A 24254-nucleotide genomic window follows, 5' to 3' on the forward strand; every position below is an offset into this window, starting at 1 on the left:
CGCGGGCCCGCCCGCCGCGCTGCGGCGGATGCGCGCGTGGGCGGACGGCCGGGACGGGCTCCTCCCCGGCGCCGCGCGCCTGCGCGAGGCGGCCCTCGCCGCGTGGGGAACGGAACGGCTCGACCGGGTCCGTACGTGGTGGGAAGAGGCGACCGCACCGGTCGCACCGGCCCTGATCCACGGCGGCGCCTCGCTCGGAGCGCTCGTACCGCCCCTGCACCGGGGCCGGACCGCGCTGCTCACCGGCGAGGACCTCGCCGCGGGCAGCCCCGCGCTCGACCTCGGCTGGCTGCTCGGCGACCTCGCCGAACTCGCCTGGTCGCAGGGGCGGAACGGCGGGCCGGTGCCCTCGGAGGGCCCGGACCTGCGCCACGTCCTGCTGGCCGGTTACGGCTACGGGCCGGGCGCCCGCCCGGAGGACCTCGGCCGGGCCGCCGTCCTGCGGGTCGTCACCCACATGCAGGACTTCGCCGCGTACTGCGACTGGACCGAAGAACTGCACGACTACATCGCCTTCACTGCCGAGCTGATCGACGAGGAGGGCCGCCGGGCCGTCCCGGGGCCCGGCCCCGGCCCCGGAGGAACGCCGACGCCATGACCACCACCACTGCCGACACCGCCGTCACCACCGAGAGCGCCGTCACCGCCGAAGGCGTCGACACCGCCGAACAGCCCACGCTGCAGCGCTTCCAGCCCACCGACCTGGATGCCGCCCCCGAGGTCAACGCCCTGCTGGAGCGGCTCGGCCTCGGCCGGCTCGACCAGGACGGCCTCGCCTCCTTCGGCGGCCGCAACGACAACTGGGCCGGCCGCACGAGCGGCGGCCGGCAGGTCTTCGTGAAGACCGTGGCCCGTGCCGCCGAGGGCGGCAGCCCACAGCTCGACCGCGCCCTGGCCTTCGAACACCTCGCCGCCCACCGCCCGGCCGGCTCCCCGCTGCGCACGCCCGGGCACCTCGGCTCGGACCGCACGGCCGCCGTCGGCGTCTACGTCCTGCTGCCCGGCGCCCGCTCCGGCTCCGAACTCGCCCTGGACGACGCCTTCGACGAGGAGCTGTGCCGCGAGGCGGGACGCGCCGTAGGGGCGTTGCACGCGCTCCCCGCCGACCGGGCGGAGCAGCCGGAGCCGGTCACCGAGGACGCGCCGCTGCCGCCCATGCCGTGGCTGGAGGCGCTCCCCTGGAGCACCGTGCAGGAGCGCAGCATGGGCCAGATCGCCGCCTGGCGGCTGGTCCAGGACGACGACCAGGTCATAGCCGCGCTGCACGCCCTGCGCGCCGCCGAGCGCGCCGCGCCGCACGCGCCCGTCCACTGCGACCTGCGCTTCGACCAGTTCCTGCGGCACGACGGGAAGCTCTACCTCTGCGACTGGGAGGAGTTCCGGCTGGCCGACCCGGCCCGCGACGTCGGCGCCTTCGCCGGCGAGTGGCTCTTCCACGCCACGTACGCCGTGTTCGCGCCGGGAGCCGGGCAGGAGGAGGGGCCCGCCGCCGGCTTCGGCCTCGACCACGCCGAGATCATCGAGCGCGGCGCGGCCAGCCTGCGCCGCCACACCCCCCGGATCACCGCCTTCTGGCAGGGCTACCTCGAACAGCTCGCGCTCGAAGGGCGCGCGCCCGACGCCGGGCTCGCCGAGCGGGCCGCGGGCTTCGCTGGCTGGCACATGTTCGACCGGCTGCTCGCCACGGCCGAGCTGCACGCGACCCTCAACCCGGTCGCCCGCGCGGCCGCGGGCATCGGCCGGACGCTGCTCCTCAACCCGTCGGGATCCGTCGCCACGATCGGTCTCGCCCAGCCCTCCGGGAGCTCCCGATGACTGCCACCGTCTCTCTCACAGATGTCACCGATGTCCCGGCGCGGGGCCTCACCCCCGGGCTCGCCGCCGCCCTCGCGACCGTCTCGGTTCGGGGCGACGGCTGCCAGGCCACCGTCGCCGGGCGCTCCCTCTCCGCCGACAGCCCCCGTGACCTGCGCGGTCGGCTCACCAACGCCCTCTACGAGGAGCTGCACGCGGGCCGCGACGGCGCCGCCCGCGACACGGACACGCCGCCCCGGCGCAGCCTGCGCGACCCGGAGCTGGAGCGCCGCCTGGCCGCCGCCGTCCCGCACGACCGCACGCCCGTGCGCGGCCGGCTGATCGAGGTCCTGCGGCGGCCCGACGGCGACCAGCTGATCGTCCGCCTCCCCGAGGTCACCGCCCGCGTGCCCGCCGACCGGCTGCTCGGCCCCGGGCTTCCCGTGCCCGGCGAGCCGGTGGACCTCTCCCTGGAAGCCGCCCGGCCCGCGCTCTCGCCCGGCTTCTTCTACGTCATGGGCTCGCGCGCGCTGCCCCGCCCCACCGGCTCCGTCCGGCGGATCTTCGTGCACGCGGCGGACGCGGACAGCGCGGTCACCCTGTGGGGCGCCACCCTGGCCGCCCTGGAGCGCGCGGAGGCCCGCTACCACGCCAAGGTCCTCTCCGACCCGCAGGACTTCCCGCGCCGCGACGGCATCGTGGTTTATCTGCACGGCGACCACGTACCGGGCGAGGAAGCCGTCGTCCGGGCGGTGGCGCCGCTCCCCGGGAAGGGCGCGGAGACCTCCGTCTTCACCGAGCGCCTCGCCCCGGGCGTCGCCGCCTCCTGGGACCCCGAGGACCCGCGCCCCGGCCAGGACGGCATGAGCTTCGGCCAGCACCGCGCCTTCGCCCTCGCCACCGCCCTGATCGACCACGCCCTCGCCCCGGAGGGGTCCGGGGCGACCCGCGAGGAGCACGTCGTGCGGTGCTTCCGCGAGGCCGGCATCGACCCCCGGCGGCCCGACCGCAACCTGACTTCGCCCACCGACCGCACCCACTCGGGGAGTTGAGCCCGCATGACCACTGACACCACCGCACTGAGCGATGCGACCGAGACCGAGACCGCGAGCGGGCAGCCCGACCCCGGAATGAGCGGCTTCGCCGTCTCCATCACCGCCGCCTACAGCGACGCCCTCGCCGAGGTCTACGACGACATCTACCCGAGCACCCCCGACCTGGAGGACGTCGCCGACTTCCTCCTCACCCTCACCCGCCCCGGCGCGAGCGTCCTCGAACTCGGCGTCGGCACGGGCCGCGTGGCTCTCCCCCTCGCCGACAAGGGCTTCGAGGTCCACGGCGTCGACGCCTCCGAGGGCATGCTCGCGCGCCTCGCCGAGAAGGACCCCGAGGGCCGCGTCACGCCCGTCCTCGGCGACTTCGCGACCCTCGACCTCGGCCGCACCTTCGACGTCGTGCTCGCCCCGTTCAACGCCCTGTGCTGCGCCGTCACCCCGGCCGAGCAGATCGCCCTCATCCACGCCGTCGCCCGCCACACGGCGCCGGGCGGGCACGTGGTGATCGAGACGTTCGACCCCAGCGACTACCACGTGCAGAAGAAGAACGAGGTCAACACGTACCCGATCGGCACCCGCGGCGCCATGATCGAGTCCGTCGGCGTGCTGCCCGCCTCGCAGAACATGATGATGCAGAACACCCTCTTCCTGGACGGCGAGGCGCCCAAGTCGGCGACCACGGTGATGCGTTACCTGTGGCCCAGCGAGCTGGACCTGCTGGCCGGCCTCGCCCGGCTGGAGCTCGCCGAGCGGTACACGGGCTGGCAGAAGCAGCCGTTCGACGGCGGCGACAGCCGGAAGATGGTCGTCTCCGTCTACCGCCCGCTGTGAGCGTTCCGACCCACCGCGGGCCGGCCGACCGTGCCCTGACCGGCCGCGTTCTGGCTGACCGGCTCGGCAACGGGCTGCGCCTGACCGTCGAGCCCGAGCCCGGCCGCGGGCTCGTCGCCGTCGCCCTCACCGTGGCCGCGGGCGGCGCCCACGACCCCGCGGGCCGGCACGGCATGGCCCACCTCGTGGAGCACCTGATGTTCCCCCGGGGGACGGCCGCCGACCCGGACGGTCACGTCGGCCGCGTCGAGGGCGCGGGCGGCACGTGCAACGCCGAGACCCACCGCGACCACACCGTCTTCCACACGGTCGCCCCCGCGGACGCGCTCCCCGGGATCCTGGAGTGGGAGGCGCGCCGCCTGCTGGACTTCGCGCCGGACGACGCGGTCGTCCGCACGGAGACGGAGGTCATCGGCGCGGAGATCCGCGGTGCGGTCGGCGGCGGCCGGCTGTGGGACACGGCGTACGCCTCGCTCCACCCCGGCAGCCGCGACAGCTACGGCAGCGTCGCCGAACTCCGGCGCGCCACGGCCGCCGAGGCGCTCGCCTTCCAGCGCGCGCACTACACGGCCGGTGCGACGGCCCTGACGGTCGTGGGGGACGCGGATCCGGCGTGGGTCGCGGAGCGCGTGGCGGAGCTGTTCGGGGAAGTCGCCGCGGCGCCGGCCCGTCCGGTGGTGCGGCCTGCCGCGGCACCGGGCCCGGCGGGCAGCATCCCGTACGGCGCCTCTGGAACTGCCCTCGCCCTCCCCCTCCCGGACGCGGCGGGCGAGCGGCACGCCTACCTCGCGCACGTGGTGCTCGCGGAACTGCTGACCCGGGCCCGGCTGCCCCGCGCCGTCCGCACGGACGCCCGGCTCGCGTCGGCGAACGTCATCTGCGGGTACTACGGACAGTGGCTCGCGTCGGCGGCGCCCGACATCGCGCTGGTGCTGCTGGGGCTGCCCGACGGCGTGCGTACGGACGAGTCCGTCGCCGCCTGGGAGGACGTCCTGCGCGAGGCGGCGGCCGCCCCGCCCTCGGACACGGAGCACCGCCGCACCCTCAACGCCCTCCTCGTGAACTGCCACCGCCAGGCGGACTCCCTCGCGGCCAGGGCGGTCGCCCACGGGCGCGCGGCCCTGCTCTTCCCCGGGCGCCTTCCCGGCGACAACGGACCGGGCACGCTCGCCGGGCAGCTGGCCCGGGTCACCCCGGCGGACGTGTCGGCCGCCGCGCGCAGGCTCCTCGCCGCACCGTACGGCGTGACCGAACTCGTGAACCCATGAACTCGTGAACTCGTGAACTCGTGAACTCGTAAGGAAGGCACCCCCATGAAGCGCCCCTGGGTTCGCAGCACGCTCGGCAACGGCCTGCGCGTGGTCGCCGTCGAGGCCCCCGGCGCGCCCCTGGCCGAGCTCCGGCTGGTCGTCCCGTACGCCCTGACGGACCCCCGCGAGGCCTCCGCACGCGAGCTCCTCGCCGCCCGGCTCGGCACCGGCAGCACGAGCCGCGACCGGCAGGCCGTCGCCGACCGGACGGCGGACCTCGGCGCGGAACTGTCCACGGTCGTGACCGTCGAACAGCTGCTGCTGTCCGTGAGCGTGCTGTCCGAGGGGCTGGAGGGGACGCTGGAGCTCCTGGGGGACCTGCTGATCCGCCCGGCCTACCGCGACCTCCCCGCCGCCCCGCCCCCGGCACCGCGTCCGGCCGGCCCGCGCACCGCCCTGCGCCGCGTCGTCCTGACCCACGCCTTCGGCCCGCACCCGCTGGCCGCCGCACCTCCGCCGCCGGGCCCCGTGACGCCGGAGGACCTGTACGCCTTCCACCGCCGGGCCGTCGTCCCGGCCGGTTCGGTGCTCCTGGTGATGACGGGCGCGGAACCGGACCGCGTCCTGCGGCTCGTCGCCGAGCACCTCGGCCCGTGGACCGGCGGCCCCTCCGGCCTGGTCCTCCCGCCCTTCGGCCGCGCCGCCCCCGCGCCCGGCCGGCCGGCGCTGCGGCACCCGGGCGCGGACCAGGCCCTCCTCCTGACGGCGGGCCCGGCCGTCCCGTCCACCGACCCCGGCCACGCCGCCCTCCACCTCGCCCAGCTCGTCCTCGGCGGCCCCGCCTCCTCCCGGCTGACCCGGCGGCTGCGCGAGCGGCACGCCCTCGCCTATGCGGTCTCCGCCGCCCTCCGCGAGAACGCCGCGGGCAGCTGGCTGGAGATCGAGTGCGCGGGCGCCCCCGGCACGGCGGACCGCCTCGCCGCCGAGGCCGCGGACGTCCTGCGCGTGCTCGCCGAGGACGGCCCCACGCCCCAGGAGGCCGAGCGCGCCCGCCGCTACGCCGCCGGGTTCACGCGCTTCGCGCTCGCGACGCGGGCCGAGGAGGCGAGCGCCCTCGCGGGGTTCGCGGCGCGGGGCGTGGACGTGGACTGGCTCGCGGCGTACGCGGAGGCCGTGGGCGGCGTCACGCACGCCGAAGTGACGGCGGCGTGCGGGGAGTTCCTGCGGCCGGAGAGGACCTTGCTGGCCACGGCCGACGACGACAACGACGACAACGAAGGAATCGAAGGAAAGGAAGACGCAGCCCCGTGAGCACGCGTGCGACCACGACCACCCCGGCGGTCCTCTACCCCCTCCAGCCGGACCACCCCGAGCTGGTGGCCCCCTTCGCCGCCCTCGTGCAGCGCTCCGGCGCCCGCCGCCTGTGGCTGTGCCAGTCCTTCAAGGCCGAGCCGCACCAGGTCCTCGCCCACCTCTCCGGCGCCGGCTACGACGTGCCCGTCGGCACGAGCGTCAGCGTGATGCCGCTGCGTCATCCGTACGAGGCGGCGCTGCAGGCCCGTTCCCTGGCGCTGCTCACCGGGCAGCCGGTCGTCGCCGGTTACGGCATCGGCACGCCCGACTTCGTGGCCGCGCTCACCGGCGAGCCGTACAAGAGCCCCCGCACGGCCGTCCGCGACTACCTCACCTCCGTACGGGACCTCCTGGACGGCAAGGCCGTCGACCACGCCGGCCCGTACCACCACCTCGACGCGCGGCTGCTGCCGCTGGACCACGCGCCGGTGGAGGTCGGGGCGGGCGTGCTCCGAGCGGGCATGGCGCGCACGGCGGGGGAGGTCGCCGACGTCGCGATCACGTGGATGACGCCTCCCGCGTACGTACGGGACGTCCTCGTGCCCGCCCTGGAGGACGGCGCGCGGGCCGCGGGCCGCCCGGCGCGTCCGCGCGTCGCCACGGCCGTGCACGTCGCCGTCGCACGCCCCGGCCGCGACCTGCGCCGGGCCGCCCTCGCCGGGGCGGGCGAACACCTCAAGGGGCCGCACTACGCCGACATGCTCCGCCGCGCGGGCGTTCCCCTGGGGGACGATCCGGCCGCGAGTGCGGACGCCCTCCTCGGCCACTCCGTGGTCGTCACCGGCACTCCCGGGGAGATCGCCGAGCGCCTGGCCGCGTACCGCGCGGCCGGCGTCGACGAGATCATGCTGAATCCGGCGGGGGTCATGCTCACCGAGGGCGTCCAGGCTGCCGTGGACGACATGGAGGAGATCATCACGGCGTGCGGCTGAGCGCGGGGCGGGCGACCGCCACCCCGCGCCACCCACTCGGGTGGCGAACCTGTCGCCGCCCGCCCACGGGCCTTACGGTGGACGGGTGCTGCTGAGCTTCCGGGTCTCGAATCACCGCTCGATCAGGGAGGAGCAGCAGCTGCTCCTGGCCCGGGTCGGGGACGCGAGCGACGCCGGCGGCCGGCCCGTCCCCATCGCGGTCCTCTTCGGCGCGAACGCGGCCGGCAAGTCCAACGTCGTCGACGCCCTGCACTTCATGGCGGGCCTGGTCCGCACCTCCCACCGGGACGCCGAGCCGGGAGCCGGCCTCGTGCGCTCCCCGTTCCTGCTGGACCAGGAGAGCGCCGAGGCCGCGTCCTGGTACGTGGTGGACCTCGTCCTCGACGGCGTGCGCCACACGTACGGCTTCGGCCTCGACGACGAGCGGATCCGCGACGAGTGGCTGTACCGCTACCCCGGCGGCGAGCGGCAGACGGTGTTCGAGCGGTCGGGCGACGACATCCGCTTCGGCGACGAGGCGCCCCGGCCCGAACTCGACCTCGTCCGGAGCATCACCGAGCCGAACGCCCTGTTCCTGACCGTCGCGGCACGGTCCCGGCAGGCCGGGGTCCAGCCGGTCTACGCCTGGTTCATGAACGTCCGCTTCCGGGCGGGCGGGGCGCACGGTTCACCCGATCCGGGAAGCCTGCTGCGGCTGCAGGACCCGCGGCGGGCCGCGTCCGTCGTCGCCCTGCTGCGCGCCGCCGACCTCGGCATCGAGGACATGGGCGTCGAGGACTTCGACGCGGCCGAGGCGGGCGACCGGCTCTCCGTACGCGGCTTCGCCGACCGGCTCCTGCGCGAGCTGCGCCGCACCGAGCTCTCCACCTGCCTGTTCACGACCACGACCGCCCGCGTCTGGGTCCAGCAGAAGGGCCGCGGCGGCAGCAGCACCCGCCTCGGCCTGGAGGACCAGTCCCAGGGCACCCGCATGCTCTTCGACTACGCGGGCCCCGTCCTCGACACCCTGGAACAGGGCGGCGTCCTCATCGTCGACGAGGTCGACGCGAGCCTGCACCCGCGCATCACGGCACACCTGATCAGACTCTTCCAGGAACCCGCGACGAACCCGCACGCCGCCCAACTCCTCCTGACCACCCACGACGTGAGCCTGCTGGGCCGCTGCGGCGGCGAGGAGATCCTGCGGCGCGACCAGATCTGGTTCGTCGAGAAGGACCGGCACGGCGAGAGCGCACTGTACCCCCTCTCCGACTTCGAACCGCGCGACGGCGAGAACCGCGAGCGGCGCTACCTCGGCGGCAGCTATGGTGCGGTCCCGGTCCTCAGCGACGAGCGGTTCGAGGCGGCCCTGGCCGCCAGGGGGAAGGCAGCAGCGGATGACGAGGACGCCGAAGCGTAACGGACGCTGCGGGCCCGGCCCTTCCTTCGAGTCGAACGTCCTCCGCTTACCGGGCGGCCGTCGTGCCCGGGACCGCCTGCTGGTCGTCTGCGGCGCGAAGGTCACCGAGAAGGACTACCTCCTCGGACTCGTCGACCACGTCGCCAACCCCGCCGTGACCGTCCGCATCAGGACCAAGTCCTGCGCGCCCGAGCAGCTCATCACCTACGCGGCGCGCGAACGCGACCGCATCGGCGACGACTTCGACCAGGTGTGGTGCGTCTTCGACGTCGACCACTTCGAGGTGGCCTGTGCGGTCACCGCCGCCCGCCGCATGGGCATCCACGTCGCGGTCTCGAACCCGTGCTTCGAACTCTGGCTGATCCTCCACTTCAGCGTCCACACGGCGCCGGTGCGCACGTACCGCGAGCTGCTCCCGTACCTGAAGCGGCACGTCCCGGCGTACGAGAAGGCCCGCCTGGACTTCCGCGACTTCGAAGGCGGCTGGCCGGAAGCGGGCCGCCGCGCCCAGCGCCTCGCGACGAAGGGCCGCGAACACGAGACCAACCCGTCGACGGGGGTGTGGGCGCTGGTGTCGCGGATCGCGACGCGGTAGGCGCGGCAGGAACGGCCGGAGCGGGGGCGGGGCGGCGGGCCCTTCGGCCGGCCGCCCCGCGGTTGCTCGTGGACCCATGGACCCGTGGGCCCGGGGACTTGCGGGCTACTCCTCGTTGATGGGGCTCACGAACTCCAGGGTGAAGGTCTCCTGGAACTCCGGCTTCGGCTCCACGAGGGTGATCTGCGCGCCGCGGTGGTTGGAGCGGAAGGCGAGGTGCTTCTCCGAGAAGATCTTGACCCCGCCGATGACCGACTCGAACATGAACTTCGACCATTCGGCGCGCGGAACGGCGTTGACCCAGAGCTTGTCCTCCTGGACCACGAGGCCCGCCGCCTCGTGGTGAGCGAGGTGGATGACGTACGGGGAGCCCGGGATGGGCTCGCTGGGCTCGATGATCCAGTCCTGCTCGATCGGGAGCGGGTTCATGCGGTCGGTGATGACCGGGGCGCCGTACTTCAGCGCGTGCTCGGTGGCCGTCACCAGGGCGGACGGGCCGATGATGTGCGCGTGGATCTTGTAGATGCCGGGACGTACGGGGACAGGAGGCATGGGCGGAACTTCCTCTCTCCAGCGGCTTCCCACAGCGTTCCGAAGCGGTGCCGTCCCACCATCGGACCGGGGTGGAAACGTGTACAGGATGAGATAGCGCCAAGTCGACGTAGGCGAGGATCGCTCGATCGCATTTGCGAAAGGTGGGGGGAGGCCGTCACTCCGCCCGCTCGTACTCGAACTGCGAGCGGGCGCGCTCGATCCGCCTGTGGATCTCGGTCTTCGCCGCCGGTGTGAGGGACTCCGGCAGGGCCCGGAACGTGTCCGGGCGGACGTCGAGCAGGCTCCAGACCTCCTCGCCGGTCACGACCGTGAGGAGCGTGTAACACCGCCACTGGGGCGATACCTCGGGCCGGTGCCGGAGGTAGTGGGCGAAGAGCGGGAGCAGGTAGTGCGTCGCGGACGCCGCGGCGTGTTCGCGGACCCAGTCGGCGGAGAGCCGACGGCTGAAACCGAGCGCGTCGGCCTCCTCCTCCAGGAGAAGCAGCCGCTCCGTGCTGACGGCCCGGATCGTGCGGGGGACGGCGTCGTCGTTCATGCAGCTTCCTTCCAGCCGGCGGCGACGTGCGCAGTCCGGTACTCGTTCACGTCCACGTATGGAGCATATGCCGCCCGTAATTGATGGTCAGGTCTTGTCCTTGCCCGTGGCCAGCCGTTGGGCGAGCGCCTCGCCCAGGGTCTGCCAGTCGTGGCGGCTGTGCTTCTCCGCCGTGGACTCCATGAGGCCGCCGACGCCGAAGATCTTGCACTCGACGGTGGTCTCGGCGATGACCCGGCTGCCGCCGTCCGGGGCCTCCTCGACCCGTACCCGTCCCTCCTCCTTGATCTTGTCGGCCATGGTCGACGGGATCCTGCGCCAGGTCCAGACGAGCTGCTTCTCGTCGAACCGGCTCTCCTCGGTCTGCCGGAAGCCGGAGCCGAGGAGCTTCTGCACGGGTGCGGGTGCGTTCATGGGCGGGATCAGGGCGACCTCGCGTATGAGGTCGCCCTCCGGGGCGGTGCGGCGTGCGGTGACGGACCACTGCACGTACTGCAGCCGGTTCCGGTACAGGTCTTCGAGGAAGGCGTCGTCCGTGAGCAGTGCCCAGACGTCGGACGCGGGGCCGTTGACGTTCAACTGCACGGTGAACTGAGGCATGTTGACACGGTATGCGCGTTCTGCGGACGGCGTGGGAACTTGCCGAAAGGCTTAGGAGAAGATGTCGAAGACGGAGCCGCCGGCTTCGGCGAGGCCGTCCGACAGCGGCTTCGCGCCCGTGCCGAACGCGGCGGTCAGGACGTAACCGATGGCCGCGTCCCGGGGCAGCACCTTCGCCCGCGGCTTCCACGCGGCCCGCCCGGGCCGGCCGTGGCCCGGGGACGTGAAGTCGCCGAGGACCGCGCCGTCCAGGCTGAGGCGGCTGAAGGTCTCACCGCGGGGGACGAGCCGGTACGCGTGGCCTTCGTGCGCCGCCTCCACCGCGTACGACCGGCGAGTGAACCGGCCCTTGCCCAGGGACAGCCCGGCGGGGGAGCCGCCGACCGTGAGCGTGAGGGCGGCGGCGTCCCGGGTGCCGATGGGGACGGAGGGCTTGAGTGCGGTCTTGAGCGCGCGGCGCACGACCGCCGGCGGAAGGCCCGGGCCGGTGACTTCGGCGACCCCTTCGTCGCCGTCCACGCGGATGCGGACCGGGCCGAAGGCCGGATCCTCGACCGTGGTGGCGATGACGATGCCGAGCGACATGCGGGTCAGACCAGCCCGAGGGCCTTGGTGACGGTGATCTCTACGAGGACCCGGTCGGGGTTGGGGGCGGGCATGCGGCCGTACCGCTCGGCGTAGCGGTTGACCGCGTCGGCGATGGCCTCGGCTTCCGTACGCACGACCGCGCGGCCCTCCAGCGTGGCCCACTTCCGCTCGCCGATCTGGCAGACGGCGACGCGCGCGCCGTCCGGGCCGGCGGCCAGGATGTTGGCGATCTTGCGGCTGTTCTTGTTGGTGATGACGCGCGCGATCCCGGCCTCGGGATCGAAGGTCACCCCCACGGGCACGAGGTGCGGGCTGCCGTCGGGGCGGGTGGTGGTGAGGGTGCAGATGTGCCGCTCCCGCCAGAACTCGATGTAGGCGGGGTCCAGGTTGCGCAGATCGTGGGCCATGCGGGAAGGGTAACCGCGCCCCCGTGTGCCCCTCAGGAGAAGTCGGCTGTCTCCAGTGCACGCCAGTGCGCTACGCGGCGCCGGCCGCCGCCCCCTCGCGCAGGCGCCGCGCCGCCGGAAGCCCGACGATGGACTCGTCCCCGCCGGCGACGCAGATGATCATCTCGGCGACGCGGGGTGGCCAATCCAAGGTTGAGTGGAATAGGCTCAACTTATCGCACGTTGCCCTAGGCAGGATGGCGTGGCCGACGTAGGGCCGGGGACAAGGAGGAGAACACCGTCGTGGATGCCGAGCTGACCAACAGGAGCCGGGAGGCGCTGAGCGGGGCCAGTGAGCGGGCCGTGTCGGCCGGGCATGCCGACATGACGCCCGCGCACCTGCTGCTGGCGCTGCTCGCCGGGCAGGACAACGAGAACATCATGGATCTGCTGGCCGCCGTGGAGGCCGACGCCGCCGCGCTGCGGTCCGGCGCCGAGCGGCAGCTGGCGGGCGAGCCCAGCGTGCAGGGGGCGACGGTCGCGCCGCCGCAGCCCAGCCGCGAGCTGCTCGCCGTGATCGCCGACGCGTCGCAGCGGGCCCGCGAGCTCGGCGACACCTACATTTCCACCGAGCACCTGCTGATCGGCCTCGCCGCCAAGGGCGGCCGCACGGGTGAGCTGCTGCAGCAGCAGGGCGCTTCCGCGCCCCGGCTGCTGGAGGCGTTCGAGACCGCGAGGGGCGGGCAGCGAGTGACCACTGCCGATCCGGAGGGCACGTACAAGGCCCTGGAGAAGTTCGGCGCGGATCTGACCGCGGCCGCCCGCGAGGGCCGGCTCGACCCCGTCATCGGGCGGGACACCGAGATCCGGCGCGTCGTGCAGGTCCTGTCGCGGCGGACCAAGAACAACCCCGTCCTCATCGGCGAGCCGGGCGTCGGCAAGACCGCCGTCGTGGAGGGGCTCGCGCAGCGGATAGTGAAGGGCGACGTCCCCGAGTCGCTGCGCAACAAGCGCCTCGTCTCGCTCGACCTGGGCGCGATGGTCGCCGGCGCGAAGTACCGGGGCGAGTTCGAGGAGCGGCTGAAGACCGTCCTGGCCGAGATCAAGGCCAGCGAGGGCCGGATCATCACCTTCATCGACGAGCTGCACACCGTCGTGGGCGCGGGCGCCGGCGGCGACTCCGCCATGGACGCGGGCAACATGCTCAAGCCCATGCTCGCGCGCGGCGAGCTCCGCATGGTCGGCGCCACCACCCTCGACGAGTACCGCGAGCGGATCGAGAAGGACCCCGCCCTGGAGCGCCGCTTCCAGCAGGTCGTGGTCGCCGAGCCGACCGTCGAGGACACGATCGCGATCCTGCGCGGGCTCAAGGGCCGCTACGAGGCCCACCACAAGGTCCAGATCGCCGACAGCGCCCTCGTCGCCGCGGCCACCCTCTCCGACCGCTACATCACCTCCCGCTTCCTCCCCGACAAGGCCATCGACCTCGTCGACGAGTCCGCGTCCCGGCTGCGCATGGAGATCGACTCCTCGCCCGTCGAGATCGACGAGCTGCAGCGCGCCGTCGACCGGCTGAAGATGGAGGAGCTCGCCCTGTCCCGGGAGTCGGACGAGGCCAGCAAGCAGCGTCTGGAGAAGCTGCGCCGCGACCTCGCCGACAAGGAGGAGGAGCTGCGCGGCCTGACCGCCCGCTGGGAGCGCGAGAAGCAGTCCCTCAACCGGGTGGGCGAGCTCAAGGAGCGCTTGGACGAGCTGCGCGGGCAGGCGGAGCGCGCCCAGCGCGACGGCGACTTCGACACCGCGTCCAAGCTGCTCTACGGGGAGATCCCCGGCCTGGAGCGCGAGCTGGAGGCGGCGGCCGAGGCCGAGGCGGAGGCCGAGCAGGACGCCGCGGCGAAGGACCTCATGGTCAAGGAGGAGGTCGGCCCGGACGACATCGCCGACGTCGTCGCCTCCTGGACCGGCATCCCGGCCGGCCGCCTGCTGGAGGGCGAGACGCGGAAGCTGCTGCGCATGGAGGACGAGATCGGCAGGCGGCTGATCGGCCAGAACGAGGCCGTGCGGGCCGTCTCCGACGCCGTGCGCCGCTCGCGGGCCGGCATCGCCGACCCCGACCGGCCGACCGGCTCGTTCCTCTTCCTCGGCCCGACCGGCGTCGGCAAGACCGAGCTGGCCAAGGCCCTCGCCGACTTCCTCTTCGACGACGAGCGGGCCATGGTCCGCATCGACATGAGCGAGTACAGCGAGAAGCACGCCGTGGCCCGCCTGGTCGGCGCGCCGCCCGGCTACGTCGGCTACGAGGAGGGCGGCCAGCTCACGGAGGCCGTGCGCCGGCGCCCGTACAGCGTCGTCCTGCTGGACGAGGTCGAGAAGGCGCACCACGAGGCCTTCGACATCCTGCTGCAGGTCCTCGACGACGGCCGCCTCACCGACGGCCAGGGCCGGACCGTTGACTTCCGCAACACCATCCTCATCCTCACCTCCAACCTGGGATCCACCTATCTGGTGGACCCGCTGCTCAAGGAGGAGCAGAAGAAGGAGAAGGTCCTGGAGACGGTGCGGGCCTCCTTCCGTCCCGAGTTCCTCAACCGGCTCGACGACATCGTCGTCTTCCACCCCCTCGGCACGGAGCAGCTCGAAGAGATCGCCCGCATCCAGCTCGGCCACCTGCAGCGCCGCCTCGCCGACCGCCGGCTCACGCTCGACGTCTCCCAGGAAGCGCTCCACTGGCTGGCCACGCTCGGCCAGGAGCCCGCGGAGGCCGTGGACGGCGCCGCGCCCGACCTCGCCTACGGTGCCCGCCCGCTGCGCCGCCTGGTCCAGACGGCCATCGGCGACCAGCTCGCGAAGGCGATCATCGGCGGCGAGATCCGCGACGGCGACACCATCCGCGTGGACCGCGCGCCCGGCGGGGGCGCGGGGCTTTCGGTGACCAGGGGCGAGCCCGCGCCGGCGGTCTGACCCCCTCCGCCCGCGGCCGGGAGACACCCCCGGCCGCGGGTGCCGCCGGGAAGGGGTTGCGGCACGGGGGCGGGTGTGAGGGAGGATGGCGTGAGACCGTACGAAGGGAATTAAACGGTGAGCATCGACCCGTCCTCGATCCCGAATTTCGGGGGACAGCCCGAACCGCAGCCTGGGGCGGGCCCGACCGGCCCCGTCATCCCCGACCAGGACCTGGTCAAGCAGCTCCTGGAGCAGATGGAGCTGAAGTACGTCGTGGACGACGAGGGTGACCTCGCCGCGCCGTGGGAGCAGTTCCGCACGTACTTCATGTTCCGTGGCGAGGAGGAGCAGCAGGTCTTCTCCGTGCGGACGTTCTACGACCGCCCGCACGCCATCGACGAGAAGGCCCGCCTGCTGGAGGCCATCGACGACTGGAACCGCCGCACGCTGTGGCCGAAGGTCTACACCCACACGAACGACGACGGCACGGTCCGCCTGATCGGCGAGGCCCAGATGCTGATCGGCGTCGGCGTGTCCCTGGAGCACTTCGTCTCCAGCACCGTCAGCTGGGTGCGGGCCTCGATCGAGTTCGACAAGTGGCTCGTCGAGCAGCTGGGCCTGGAGGCGGACGCCGAGTCGGGCGACGACGAGAAGCCGGACGAGGACGCGTAACTCTCGCAGGGTTCGGCACCGCCGGGCTGCGCCGCTGTGGCTGAGCGCCGTTGCGGCGGGAGGGAGAGGCACGGCCTCTCCACACCGTTCTGCCGCCAGGCAGAACACTCCCGCCGCAACGGCGAACAACCCCCACCGGGGTATCCGGCGGTGCCGTGCTACATCGGCATACGCGCCACGGTCAAAAGGTACGTGCCGTAGAAGAACGACACCCCGGCCATCGCCCCCACCGTCGTCAGCACGGTGCGCGGCCGCGCGCGGGCCAGCGCCAGCGCCGCCGGCACCAGCAGCGGGAACGCCGGCAGCAGGAACCGCGGCTTCGAGGCGAAGTAGCTCGACCCCCCGACCGCGATGACGACGAGCACGACCGCGTACACCAGCAGCGGAAGCGGCGGCCGCGGCCGCTCCAGGGCCAGGAGGGCCAGCGAGACGAGCGCGACGGCGATGATCGCGACCGTCACGTAGTAGGCCATCGCGTCCCGCCCGACGATCAGGTGCCGGACGAACCGCAGCGCGTCCTTCCCGAAGTCGAAGCGCGAGCCCCACAGCCGCTGCACCTCGAAGTAGCCGAAGAGGCCGCCGCCGGAGCGGAACCCGGCCCAGACGACGTAGCCGGCCCAGCCCAGCGGGGCGAGGGCGGCGCCCGCCCACACCCGCCAGTTCGTACGGGCGCTCCGGTCGCGCCACAGCAGGAGCGCGCAGGAGCAGACGACGGCCGCGGCGACGGCGACCGCGTTCGGCCGGGAGAGCCCGGCGAGCAGGGAGAGCGCCCCGGCCCACAGCGGGCGGCCGGTGACCAGCGCGTACAGGGCCCAGACCGCGAGGGCGGTCATCAGCGGCTCGGTGTAGGCCATGGACTGCACGATCGCGTGCGGCAGCAGCCCCCACAGCACGACGAGCAGCGTCGCGGCCCTGCGCCCGTACGGCTGCCCGTACAGCCGCTCCCCGAGCGCGTAGATGCCCCACGCGGCGGCTCCGGCGGACAGCCAGGCGACGACCAGGCCGGAGCTGACGACGGTCAGCGGGGTGACGGTCGAGAGGGCGCGCACCAGGCCGGGGAAGAGCGGGAAGAACGCCAGGTCGTTGAAGACGACGCCGCGCGTGGTCGGCGAGGGCAGCACCAGGCCGTAGCCGTGCCGGGCGATTCCGGCGTACCAGATGCCGTCCCAGGAGTGGCCGAGCAGCGTGCGCGGGTGGCGGCCGATCCACCAGGCCCAGGCGGCCATCGTCGCCATGCCGGTCAGCCGGGCCGCCGCGTAGAACGCGAGGGCGGGGGCCGCCCGGCGTAGGGCTTCCCGCGCGCGCTCGACGCGGCGGACGCGGGCGCTGCCGGACGCGGGGCGCGGCTCAGGCGCCCGGACGGGCACGGCGGTGTCGGCTGACACGGGGGGACCTCCGGCTTGCTCGGCCTCTCGGCCTCGGCCTCTGGGCCTGTCCGGCGCCGGTGGCGGCGCCTTCGACCGCACTTTCGGCCTCGCGGCCGACTGCACCTTCGACCTTGCGGCGCCCGCCTCGCGCGCGCGAGCGGGAGCGCCCGTAAGCGGTGCGCCTTCCACCCGCTCGGCGGGCACCGCGGAGTGTCGGCGCGGCGGGCGGCGGGCCGTGTGCTGTGCCCGCGCGCACCGGCCTGCCTAGGGTGAGGCAGCCTCAGAAACCGACACGGAAGTGGGATCGCATGAACAAGGAGTGGAGCCCCGCCGCCCGCGTGCAGGGCCTCGGCACCTCGGTCTTCACGGAGATGACGGAGCTCGCCCGCCGCACGGGCGCGGTCAACCTCGGCCAGGGCGTGCCGGAACTGGGCGCCCCGCCCGGGCTGCTGAAGGACGTCTCGGCGGCGGTCCTCGCGGGCAGCAACCAGTACCCGCCCGCCGTCGGCTTCCCCGCGCTGCGCGAGGCGGTCGCCGCGCACCAGTTCCGGCGCTACGGGCTGGAGTACGACCCGCAGGACGAGGTGCTGGTGACGACGGGTGCGACCGAGGCCCTCGCCTCGGCGCTGCTCGCGCTGTGCGACCCGGGCGACGAGGTGCTGGCCTTCGACCCCTGCTACGACGCCTACCCGGCGGGCGCCCGCTTCGCCGGCGCGCGCGTGGTCGGCGTGCCGCTCGCCGAGGACGGCGACGCCTTCGTGCTGGACGCGGCCGCGCTGCGGGCCGCGGTCACCCCGCGGACCCGGGTGCTGCTGCTCAACACCCCGCACAATCCGACCGGCAAGGTCTTCGCGGCGCGGGAGCTCGCCGAGATCGCCGCGGTGTGCCGGGAGCACGGGCTGACGGTGGTGACGGACGAGGTGTACGAGCACCTCGTCTACGACGGCCTGCAGCACGCGACGATCGCGGCACTGGAGGGGATGCGGGAGCGTACGCTGACCATCTCGTCGGCAGGCAAGACGTTCAACGTGACCGGCTGGAAGGTCGGCTGGGTGTGCGGGCCCGCGGAGCTCGTGCGGGCGGTCGGCGCCGCGAAGCAGTTCCTCACGTACGCCTCCGGCACGCCGTACCAGGAGGCGCTCGCGCGGATGCTGGACGGCGTGGAGGAGTGGGCGGCGGAGCTGCGGAGCACGCTGCAGCGCAACCGCGACCTGCTGAGCCGGGGGCTCGCGAGCGCCGGACTGCGCCCCTATCGCGCGGAGGCGGGGTATTTCCTCCAGGCGGACATCCGCGCGTGGGGGTACGCGGACGGCGTGCGATTCTGCCGCGAACTCCCTTCGCGCGCCGGGGTGGTGGCCATTCCCACGGCCGCCTTCAATCTGCGCCCCGATGCGCCGCCCTATCTCGTGCGTTTCTCGTTCTGTAAGCGTGAAGAGTCCGTGATTTCGGCGGTGGAGAAGCTGCTGAACGCCGCCTGACGGGGATTTGTGCCCGTCCCGCGCCTGATCGCATATGCATCCGGCGGGTTCCCCCGGCCCGCCGGCCGCGCTATCGGCCGCACGCCGGAGCCGTCACCGGTCCGCAAAGATTCTGAACAGTTGAACTGTCCGGCCCTCGCGTGGATGGAAAGCACGATGAGATGGGTAAAAACGCTGTGGGCGCTGCTCATTCATGATTTCCTCTCATTAAGGCTCCGGGGAATCCCGTAATCGCTGTCCTCGATCACTGTCCTCGGACGTCCTCGGACCCACGGAAACAGCTCATATGTGGGCATGAGCCGGCGCACGCGAAGACCTGCTGGTCCTCACCCGAAGACTCTGGTCCTCCCCGGCGGGCCGGCCCACCCTCCACTGCGTGCTTGCGGAGCCGACCCATGCTCACCACCCTCAAGACCACCTACACCGACACCCGCGCCGCGGACCTCGCCTGGTGCCTGGGCAAGGACCCGCTGCCGGCGCTGGCCGTCCTCGACCTCCAGCTCGCCGGCTCCCAGGTCCAGCTGCGCCTCCTCGGCGCCTCCCACCAGGTGCTGCTGGAGGAGGGCGACGGCGTCTGTTCGGAGACCGTCGCCTGTCTGCCGGGCAGCGCCACCCCGCTGCCGCTGGGCGTCGCCAAACGCATCGGCGCCTGGGAGTACGAGTTCGCGGCCCGGATAGAAACGCTCTCGCACGGCTCGTTCGCGGGCCGCGCGCAGGAACTCCTCGCCCTGGTCGCCGAGCACCCCTACGGCCTGGCAGGCACCTTCCCGGGCAGCCCGCACGCCTTCACCGCCCTGCTCGCCCAGCGCTGCGACGGGCAGATCAGCTGGCGCACCTGGCACGCCTACCCCCAGGAGGGGCGGCTGGTCGCCACCCGCACGAGAGTGGGGGCACGGACGGCGGCGGCCCTCTCGTAATAGACCCTTGTGGGTGACAAAGGGTTGCCGTTTCGTGACGTAGCGTTCCCAACATGATCTACCGCCCGGTACCGGCGCGGCTGCCCGTACCGGCCGGGCTCGGCCGCCTCGTCGTGCTGACCACCGTCTTCGTCTGCGCCGCCTGCGGGCTGGTGTACGAGCTGGAGCTGGTCGCCCTGGCCTCGTACCTCATCGGGGACTCGGTCACCCAGGCGTCCGTGGTGCTCTCCGTCATGGTCTTCGCCATGGGCATCGGCTCGCTGCTCGCCAAACAGCTGCGCGGACGCGCGGCCCTGGGGTTCGCCGCGGTCGAGGCCTTACTCGCGCTCTTAGGCGGCTTGTCGGCCATGGCGCTCTACGCCTGCTTCGCCTGGTTCGGCCAGGCGCGGCCGGCCCTGGTCGGCTTCTCCCTGGCCATCGGCGTGCTGATCGGCGCCGAAGTGCCCTTGCTGATGACGCTCATCCAGCGCATCCGCCGGCAGGACGCGGGCGGCGCCGTGGCCGACCTCTTCGCCGCCGACTACGTGGGCGCCCTGGTCGGCGGCCTCGCCTTCCCCTTCCTCCTCCTGCCCGTGCTCGGCCAGCTGACGGGCGCCCTGCTGACCGGCGCGGTCAACGCGGTCGCCGGCGGCGCGCTCGTCCTGTGGCTCTTCCGCGGCGACCTCTCGGTGCGCACCCGCCGGCTCCTCATAGCCGCCAACGGCCTCGTCCTCGCCCTCCTCGCCACCTGCTCCGCCCTCAGCGGGCCCTTCGAACGGGCCGCGCGCCACGCCGTCTACGGCGACGACGTCCGCGTGGCCGTCCAGTCCGACGTCCAGGAGGTCGTCCTGACGGGCGGCGGCGGGAGCGGCAAACCGCTCTCCCTCTTCCTCGACGGCCGGCTGCGCGTCAACGGCGACGACGAGTACCGGTACCACGAAGCCCTGGTCCACCCCGCGATGGACGGTCCGCACGCCCGGGTCCTCGTCCTCGGCGGCGGCGACGGCCTCGCCGTCCGCGAACTGCTGCGCTACGGCGACGTCTCGTCGGTGACCGTCGTCGAAGTCGACGCGGCCGTCCTGCGCCTGGCCCGCACCGACCCCGACCTCGCCGCCCTCAACCACGGCGCCTTCCGCGACCCGCGCGTGCGGCTGGTGACGGCCGACCCCTTCGAGTGGCTGCGCTCCCGCGCCCCGGCCGAGGCCCCGTTCGACGTGGTGGTCTCCGACCTCCCCGACCCCGGCATCACCACGAGCACGAAGCTCTATTCGCAGGAGTTCTACGGGCTGGTGGAGCGGCGGCTGGCCCCGGGCGGGCGGCTGGCCGTCCACGCGGGCACCCTCGGCGCCCACCCGCACGTGTTCTGGACGGTCGACGCCACCGTCCGCTCGCTCGGCCTCCGCTCCATCCCGTACCGCGTGGACGGCGACGGCTTCCCCGGCGGCCCGGACCGGGTCCCCGCGCACACCGGCCGCGGCGACGACTGGAGCTTCCTGCTCGTCTCGCGGGAACGGCTGCCACTGGAGCTGCCCCGGGCGCGGCCCTGCCTGCTGTCCCTCACCGGCGGCAGGCTCGCTGCGGCCGGGCGGGAGGCCGAGGACAGCCGGGAGCCGGGGCTGCTGCCGTCGACGCTGATGCACCCGCGCTATGCGGAGTGACCGTCGCCGTTCGGGTGAGCGTCGTCGTTCGGGCGAACGCCGTCGTTCGTGGCGTGCCCCTGACGCATGCGCGCGCGGAAGGCGCCGGGTGAGCACCCCTCCCTGTGCTGGAAGAACTTGGAGAAGTTCGCCGCGTCGTCGAAGCCGACCCGGCCCGCGATCCGGGCCGCGGACAGCCCGCTGTGCGCGAGCAGCCGCTTGGCCTCCAGCATCACCCGCCGGTCGATGAACTCCTTGGCGCCCACCCCCGCCGCGGCCGTCGTCGCGCGCGACAGCGTCCGGGAGGAGTAGCCGAGCGCGCGGGCGTAGTCGGCGACCCGGTGGCTCGTGGCGAACTCCCGCTCGACGGCGGCCCGGAAGCGCAGGAAGGCGTCGCCCGGGGCGGGCACCCTGCTGCCGACGGGCGCGGTCAGGTGCGCGAGCCGCAGCACCAGCACCGACAGCAGGTGGCGCAGGACGTCGGCGTGCACGTCGGCCGGCAGGCCCGCGCCCGTGCGGAAGTCCGCCTCCAGGTGGCCCACCGCGCAGAACACCGCCTCCCGGTCCTGGCCGACCGGCTGCCACACCACCGGCCGGAAGGGGTCGTCCGCCACCGCGGCCACGGGGCTGCCGGACGGCAGGAAGCCCGGCTGGACGAGGATGACCGTGCCCTCGATCGCCTCCGGGTCGCCGAACTGCTGCACCTGCCCCGGCCGCACCCACAGCACCGAGCCCTCGTCGAGCCAGTGGCCGGTGAAGTCGACGGTGTGGGCGGAGGCGCCGGAGCGGACGGCGACGATCTGGTGGAAGTCCAGCCGCTGCGGGCTGACCAGCAGGCCCTCCGGGGCGCGGGCGCGCAGCTCGGCCACCGGCATCACCTCGACGCCGGCGGGCGTGCCGGCCGGGGCCCGGTAGGCGAGATCGATGATGCCGCCGGCGGTGTCGTCCGCACCGTGTCGCTTTTTCACCATGGTGAGACGCGAGCCTACCTGTTTATGGGCGGAAAGCGCCTTTAGCGTGGACGTAACGCACAAGACGGTGCGGTTAACGCACACGACAGTGCGCTTCAGGGAAATCCAAGGACGGACATGGCACGGCAGAAAGAAACCGCGCGGTACAAACTCACTTACGCCTTCGACGCTTACTGCGGCTGGTGCTACGGCTACGGCCCCACCATCCGGGAATTCGCGGAGGCGAATGCAGAGCGCATCGAACTCACGGTGCTCAGCGGCGGCCTGTTCACCGGCCCGCGGGCGCAGCCGGTCTCCGCCTATCCCTACATCCCTCAGTCGGACGCCCGGATCGGCGAGCTGACCGGCGCGGTCTTCGGACCGGGCTATGCCGAGGCGTTCGCCGGCGGCACGGCCGTCCTCGATTCGGCCGCCGCCGCAACGGCCCTCGCCGCGCTGCGCGAGCAGGCCCCCGAGCGGACACTGGAATTCGCGGGTGCACTGCAGCGCGCCTGGTACGTGGACGGGCGGAGCCTGTCCGACCCGGAGACGGTGCGGGCCGTCGCCTCCGGGCTCGGCGGAGTGGACGCCGACGCGGCCGTCGCCGCCTTCGCCGACCCGGCCACGCGGCGCGCCGCGGAGGCGGAGTTCCGGGAGGTCCGGCGGCTGGGCGTCGAGAGCTTCCCGACGCTGCTGCTGCACACGCCCGGCGGGCTGCGGCGGCTCGGCGGTCCGACGACCAGCGCACGCGCGCTCACCCGCGCCCTCGACCAGCACTGATCACTTGAGTGATCACCCCGCTTCAGCAGCTTTCGCACCACATTCCTTTCGCACCACACTCCTGAGGAGAAGAACCCCATGGCGAAGATCGCCCTCTTCGGCGCCAACGGCACCATCGGCAGCCGCGTCCTGCGCGAGGCCCTGAACCGCGGCCACCAGGTCACGGCCGTCGTCCGCGACCCCAAGAAGCTCACCGAGACCCACGAGAACCTGACGGTCGTCACCGGTGACGTCCTCGACCCGAAGTCGGTCGAGGCCATTGCCGAGGGCCAGGACGTCGTGGTCAGCGCGGTCGGCGGCGGTGACGGCCCCGGCCACATCGCGACCATCAAGCCCGCCGCCGAGTCGCTGGTGGCCGGCGTGCGCGCGCTCGGCGAGCGGGCCCCGCGCCTGATCACGGTCGGCGGCGCCGGCTCGCTGCGCACGCCGGACGGCAAGCAGGTCTGGGACGCGGAGGGGCTCCCCGAGTTTCTGCTGCAGATCATGCACGCGCACGGCGACGCCCTCGACTTCTACCGCACGGTCACCGACGTGCGCTGGACCAACCTCAGCCCCGCCGGCCTCATCGAGCCGGGCGAGCGCACCGGCACGTACCGCACCGCCCTGGACGACCTCGTCGTGGACGGCAACGGCAAGTCGCGGATCTCCGCCGAGGACTACGCGGTGGCCCTCGTCGACGAGATCGAGGAGGCCAACCACATCGGCGAGCGCTTCACGGTCGGCGACTGACGCCCGCCGGGCCCCGGCCCCGGTCTCGCGACCCCCGGTCTTGGGGCCGGGGTCCTGGGGTAGGGGCTCCGGTCTCGCGGCCGGGGCTCCGGGAGCCGGGTCACGCGGCCGGATCCACGAAAATCCGTCCGGAGAGGCCCTGGTGAGGGACCCGGTGGGTAGGCTCGGCTGCTATGGAGCATGAGGTGTTCGTCCCGTTTCCCGTCGAGGCCGTGCGCCGGGTCCTCGCCGACCCGGCGCGGGTGGCCCGGTGCGTCCCCGGACTGCAGCAGGACAGCGCCGACGCCTCGGGCGAGGCCGTCGCCGGGCGGCTGCGGCTGCGCATAGGCGGCTCGACCATCACCTACCGCGGCCGGCTGCGCCTGACCGAGCGGGAGGGGGCGTACGAACTCTCCGGCGAGGGCACCGAGGTGCGGGGCACCGGCACGGTGACGCTGTCGCTGCGCGGGCTGCTGACGGAGGCGCCCGGCGGCGCGCGGCTCACCTGCGCCGGGACGGTGGCCACCGGCGGCCGGCTGGCGGAGTTCGACGAGAAGACCACGGAGGCCACCGCCCGCCGCCTGCTGGACCGTTTCGCCGCCGCGCTGGTGGAGGAGCTGCGGGAGGACGCCGAGGAGGAGGCCGGGGACGGCCCCCGCCTGGAGGGCGGCAGCGTCTTCGACACCGCCGTCCCGCCCTCCTCCCTCGACCCGTCGGCCGACGACCTCGCGGACGACCTGGCCGACGACGACCTCGACGAGGACGACGTGGACGACGAGCCGCCGGCCGAGGCCGCGCACGCCCGCCGCACGATGATCGGCCGCAGCGCCGAGGAGGTCGACCACGCGCCGCCCCGCGGCCGCTACGCCCCCGTCCCGGCCCCCGAGGCCGGCTCGGCGACGGCGACCGCCCTGCGCTGGGCGGCACCCGCCGCGGCCGTCGCGCTCGCA

24 protein-coding genes are annotated in these 24254 nt (G+C 73.7%); 17 read left to right on the forward strand and 7 right to left on the reverse strand.

Translation table 11 applies throughout. From position 1 onward, the window contains the following. The 9 genes from B7P34_RS37665 to B7P34_RS25980 all read left to right on the forward strand — a co-directional run. The coding region (locus B7P34_RS37665; RefSeq protein WP_223268244.1) for a hypothetical protein at positions 1 to 598 on the forward strand (598 nt) is incomplete at its 5' end. Beyond that, positions 595 to 1815 carry a class V lanthionine synthetase subunit LxmK gene (lxmK, locus tag B7P34_RS25945; protein ID WP_189383056.1) on the forward strand — a complete coding sequence of 407 codons (1221 nt, stop codon included), beginning with the start codon at positions 595 to 597 and terminating at the stop codon, positions 1813 to 1815. The genes B7P34_RS37665 and lxmK, both read left to right, overlap by 4 nt. Continuing rightward, on the forward strand, positions 1812 to 2846 hold the full coding sequence (locus B7P34_RS25950; protein ID WP_106680355.1) for a T3SS effector HopA1 family protein: 1035 nt from the start codon (positions 1812 to 1814) through the stop codon (positions 2844 to 2846). Before lxmK ends, B7P34_RS25950 begins: the two co-directional genes overlap by 4 nt. Before the next feature lie 6 nt (positions 2847 to 2852). Then, positions 2853 to 3680 carry a class I SAM-dependent methyltransferase gene (locus tag B7P34_RS25955; RefSeq protein WP_106680357.1) on the forward strand — a complete coding sequence of 276 codons (828 nt, stop codon included), beginning with the start codon at positions 2853 to 2855 and terminating at the stop codon, positions 3678 to 3680. Further along, the gene (locus B7P34_RS25960) at positions 3677 to 4948 is read left to right on the forward strand and encodes a M16 family metallopeptidase (RefSeq protein ID WP_189383058.1); all 1272 of its coding nucleotides are present in this window, start codon (positions 3677 to 3679) and stop codon (positions 4946 to 4948) included. The genes B7P34_RS25955 and B7P34_RS25960 overlap by 4 nt, the downstream gene beginning before the upstream one ends. A 45-nt stretch (positions 4949 to 4993) precedes the next feature. Further along, positions 4994 to 6241 (forward strand): M16 family metallopeptidase, encoded by a 1248-nt coding sequence (locus tag B7P34_RS25965; RefSeq protein ID WP_106680361.1) that lies wholly within the window; start codon positions 4994 to 4996, stop codon positions 6239 to 6241. Then, positions 6238 to 7215 carry a F420-dependent peptide dehydroalanine reductase LxmJ gene (gene lxmJ / locus B7P34_RS25970; protein ID WP_106680363.1) on the forward strand — a complete coding sequence of 326 codons (978 nt, stop codon included), beginning with the start codon at positions 6238 to 6240 and terminating at the stop codon, positions 7213 to 7215. The genes B7P34_RS25965 and lxmJ overlap by 4 nt, the downstream gene beginning before the upstream one ends. Positions 7216 to 7300: 85 nt before the next feature. Continuing rightward, complete coding sequence (locus tag B7P34_RS25975; RefSeq protein WP_106680365.1) at positions 7301 to 8614, forward strand: AAA family ATPase; 1314 nt, start codon at positions 7301 to 7303, stop codon at positions 8612 to 8614. Further along, positions 8592 to 9209 carry an RloB family protein gene (locus B7P34_RS25980; RefSeq protein WP_106680367.1) on the forward strand — a complete coding sequence of 206 codons (618 nt, stop codon included), beginning with the start codon at positions 8592 to 8594 and terminating at the stop codon, positions 9207 to 9209. The genes B7P34_RS25975 and B7P34_RS25980 overlap by 23 nt, the downstream gene beginning before the upstream one ends. 105 nt (positions 9210 to 9314) lie before the next feature. Here B7P34_RS25980 and B7P34_RS25985 read toward each other — a convergent pair whose 3' ends face one another. The 5 genes from B7P34_RS25985 to B7P34_RS26005 all read right to left on the reverse strand — a co-directional run bounded on the left by B7P34_RS25985 (position 9315) and on the right by B7P34_RS26005 (position 11894). Further along, positions 9315 to 9761 carry a hypothetical protein gene (locus tag B7P34_RS25985; RefSeq protein WP_106680369.1) on the reverse strand — a complete coding sequence of 149 codons (447 nt, stop codon included), beginning with the start codon at positions 9759 to 9761 and terminating at the stop codon, positions 9315 to 9317. 157 nt (positions 9762 to 9918) lie between these two features. Next, complete coding sequence (locus tag B7P34_RS25990) at positions 9919 to 10299, reverse strand: hypothetical protein (protein ID WP_106680372.1); 381 nt, start codon at positions 10297 to 10299, stop codon at positions 9919 to 9921. Between the two features lie 87 nt (positions 10300 to 10386). Further along, on the reverse strand, positions 10387 to 10899 hold the full coding sequence (locus B7P34_RS25995; RefSeq protein WP_106680374.1) for a DUF2505 family protein: 513 nt from the start codon (positions 10897 to 10899) through the stop codon (positions 10387 to 10389). A 51-nt stretch (positions 10900 to 10950) separates the two neighbouring features. Further along, positions 10951 to 11484 carry a hypothetical protein gene (locus tag B7P34_RS26000; protein WP_106680376.1) on the reverse strand — a complete coding sequence of 178 codons (534 nt, stop codon included), beginning with the start codon at positions 11482 to 11484 and terminating at the stop codon, positions 10951 to 10953. A 5-nt stretch (positions 11485 to 11489) separates the two neighbouring features. After that, positions 11490 to 11894: a pyridoxamine 5'-phosphate oxidase family protein gene (locus tag B7P34_RS26005; protein ID WP_106680378.1), complete on the reverse strand. Its 405-nt coding sequence runs from the start codon at positions 11892 to 11894 to the stop codon at positions 11490 to 11492. A gap of 282 nt (positions 11895 to 12176) precedes the next feature. Here B7P34_RS26005 and clpB point away from each other — a divergent pair, with 282 nt between their 5' ends. Together clpB and B7P34_RS26015 are read left to right on the forward strand one after the other, a co-directional pair. Next, a complete protein-coding gene (gene clpB / locus B7P34_RS26010) occupies positions 12177 to 14834 on the forward strand; it encodes an ATP-dependent chaperone ClpB (protein WP_106680380.1) in 2658 nt (885 codons plus the stop codon). 117 nt (positions 14835 to 14951) lie between these two features. Continuing rightward, positions 14952 to 15488, forward strand: a complete 537-nt coding sequence (locus tag B7P34_RS26015) for a YbjN domain-containing protein (protein ID WP_030367006.1) — start codon at positions 14952 to 14954, stop codon at positions 15486 to 15488. A 158-nt stretch (positions 15489 to 15646) separates the two neighbouring features. On the opposite strand, the gene B7P34_RS26020 is transcribed toward B7P34_RS26015, so the two are convergent. Continuing rightward, the gene (locus B7P34_RS26020; protein WP_189383060.1) at positions 15647 to 16873 is read right to left on the reverse strand and encodes a hypothetical protein; all 1227 of its coding nucleotides are present in this window, start codon (positions 16871 to 16873) and stop codon (positions 15647 to 15649) included. 290 nt (positions 16874 to 17163) lie between these two features. On the opposite strand from B7P34_RS26020, the gene B7P34_RS26025 reads away from it, so the two are divergent. From B7P34_RS26025 to B7P34_RS26035, 3 genes are all read left to right on the forward strand, one after another. After that, positions 17164 to 18333 carry an aminotransferase class I/II-fold pyridoxal phosphate-dependent enzyme gene (locus B7P34_RS26025; RefSeq protein ID WP_106680382.1) on the forward strand — a complete coding sequence of 390 codons (1170 nt, stop codon included), beginning with the start codon at positions 17164 to 17166 and terminating at the stop codon, positions 18331 to 18333. A gap of 395 nt (positions 18334 to 18728) precedes the next feature. Then, positions 18729 to 19250 (forward strand): DUF2617 family protein, encoded by a 522-nt coding sequence (locus B7P34_RS26030; protein ID WP_030367009.1) that lies wholly within the window; start codon positions 18729 to 18731, stop codon positions 19248 to 19250. 53 nt (positions 19251 to 19303) lie between these two features. After that, on the forward strand, positions 19304 to 20887 hold the full coding sequence (locus B7P34_RS26035; protein ID WP_106680384.1) for a polyamine aminopropyltransferase: 1584 nt from the start codon (positions 19304 to 19306) through the stop codon (positions 20885 to 20887). Here B7P34_RS26035 and B7P34_RS26040 read toward each other — a convergent pair. Beyond that, positions 20875 to 21837, reverse strand: coding sequence for a helix-turn-helix domain-containing protein (locus B7P34_RS26040; RefSeq protein ID WP_106680386.1), 963 nt, complete (start codon positions 21835 to 21837; stop codon positions 20875 to 20877). The two genes, B7P34_RS26035 and B7P34_RS26040, sit on opposite strands and share 13 nt — an antisense overlap. Positions 21838 to 21954: 117 nt before the next feature. Between B7P34_RS26040 and B7P34_RS26045 the strand changes: the two genes are divergently transcribed. From B7P34_RS26045 to B7P34_RS26055, 3 genes are all read left to right on the forward strand, one after another. Continuing rightward, positions 21955 to 22596 carry a DsbA family protein gene (locus tag B7P34_RS26045; protein ID WP_106680388.1) on the forward strand — a complete coding sequence of 214 codons (642 nt, stop codon included), beginning with the start codon at positions 21955 to 21957 and terminating at the stop codon, positions 22594 to 22596. Between the two features lie 78 nt (positions 22597 to 22674). Next, complete coding sequence (locus tag B7P34_RS26050) at positions 22675 to 23325, forward strand: NAD(P)-dependent oxidoreductase (RefSeq protein ID WP_106680390.1); 651 nt, start codon at positions 22675 to 22677, stop codon at positions 23323 to 23325. Positions 23326 to 23498: 173 nt separating this feature from the next. Next, positions 23499 to 24254, forward strand: a 756-nt coding sequence (locus B7P34_RS26055; protein WP_106680396.1) for an SRPBCC domain-containing protein, incomplete at its 3' end; no start/stop codon positions are given.

It is taken from the genome of Streptosporangium nondiastaticum, assembly GCF_003011965.1.
In the GTDB taxonomy this organism is placed as follows: Bacteria; Actinomycetota; Actinomycetes; order Streptomycetales; family Streptomycetaceae; genus Streptomyces; species Streptomyces nondiastaticus.

Excerpts from the sequence above, each read along its gene's own strand:
- lxmK (WP_189383056.1), top strand. The coding sequence starts at position 595 with ATGACCACCACCACTGCCGACACCGCCGTCACCACCGAGAGCGCCGTC.
- B7P34_RS25950 (WP_106680355.1), top strand. The coding sequence starts at position 1,812 with ATGACTGCCACCGTCTCTCTCACAGATGTCACCGATGTCCCGGCGCGG.
- B7P34_RS25955 (WP_106680357.1), top strand. The coding sequence starts at position 2,853 with ATGACCACTGACACCACCGCACTGAGCGATGCGACCGAGACCGAGACC.
- B7P34_RS25965 (WP_106680361.1), top strand. The coding sequence starts at position 4,994 with ATGAAGCGCCCCTGGGTTCGCAGCACGCTCGGCAACGGCCTGCGCGTG.
- B7P34_RS25980 (WP_106680367.1), top strand. The coding sequence starts at position 8,592 with ATGACGAGGACGCCGAAGCGTAACGGACGCTGCGGGCCCGGCCCTTCC.
- B7P34_RS25985 (WP_106680369.1), bottom strand. The coding sequence starts at position 9,761 with ATGCCTCCTGTCCCCGTACGTCCCGGCATCTACAAGATCCACGCGCAC.
- B7P34_RS25990 (WP_106680372.1), bottom strand. The coding sequence starts at position 10,299 with ATGAACGACGACGCCGTCCCCCGCACGATCCGGGCCGTCAGCACGGAG.
- B7P34_RS25995 (WP_106680374.1), bottom strand. The coding sequence starts at position 10,899 with ATGCCTCAGTTCACCGTGCAGTTGAACGTCAACGGCCCCGCGTCCGAC.
- B7P34_RS26000 (WP_106680376.1), bottom strand. The coding sequence starts at position 11,484 with ATGTCGCTCGGCATCGTCATCGCCACCACGGTCGAGGATCCGGCCTTC.
- B7P34_RS26005 (WP_106680378.1), bottom strand. The coding sequence starts at position 11,894 with ATGGCCCACGATCTGCGCAACCTGGACCCCGCCTACATCGAGTTCTGG.
- B7P34_RS26025 (WP_106680382.1), top strand. The coding sequence starts at position 17,164 with ATGAACAAGGAGTGGAGCCCCGCCGCCCGCGTGCAGGGCCTCGGCACC.
- B7P34_RS26030 (WP_030367009.1), top strand. The coding sequence starts at position 18,729 with ATGCTCACCACCCTCAAGACCACCTACACCGACACCCGCGCCGCGGAC.
- B7P34_RS26035 (WP_106680384.1), top strand. The coding sequence starts at position 19,304 with ATGATCTACCGCCCGGTACCGGCGCGGCTGCCCGTACCGGCCGGGCTC.
- B7P34_RS26040 (WP_106680386.1), bottom strand. The coding sequence starts at position 21,837 with ATGGTGAAAAAGCGACACGGTGCGGACGACACCGCCGGCGGCATCATC.
- B7P34_RS26045 (WP_106680388.1), top strand. The coding sequence starts at position 21,955 with ATGGCACGGCAGAAAGAAACCGCGCGGTACAAACTCACTTACGCCTTC.
- B7P34_RS26050 (WP_106680390.1), top strand. The coding sequence starts at position 22,675 with ATGGCGAAGATCGCCCTCTTCGGCGCCAACGGCACCATCGGCAGCCGC.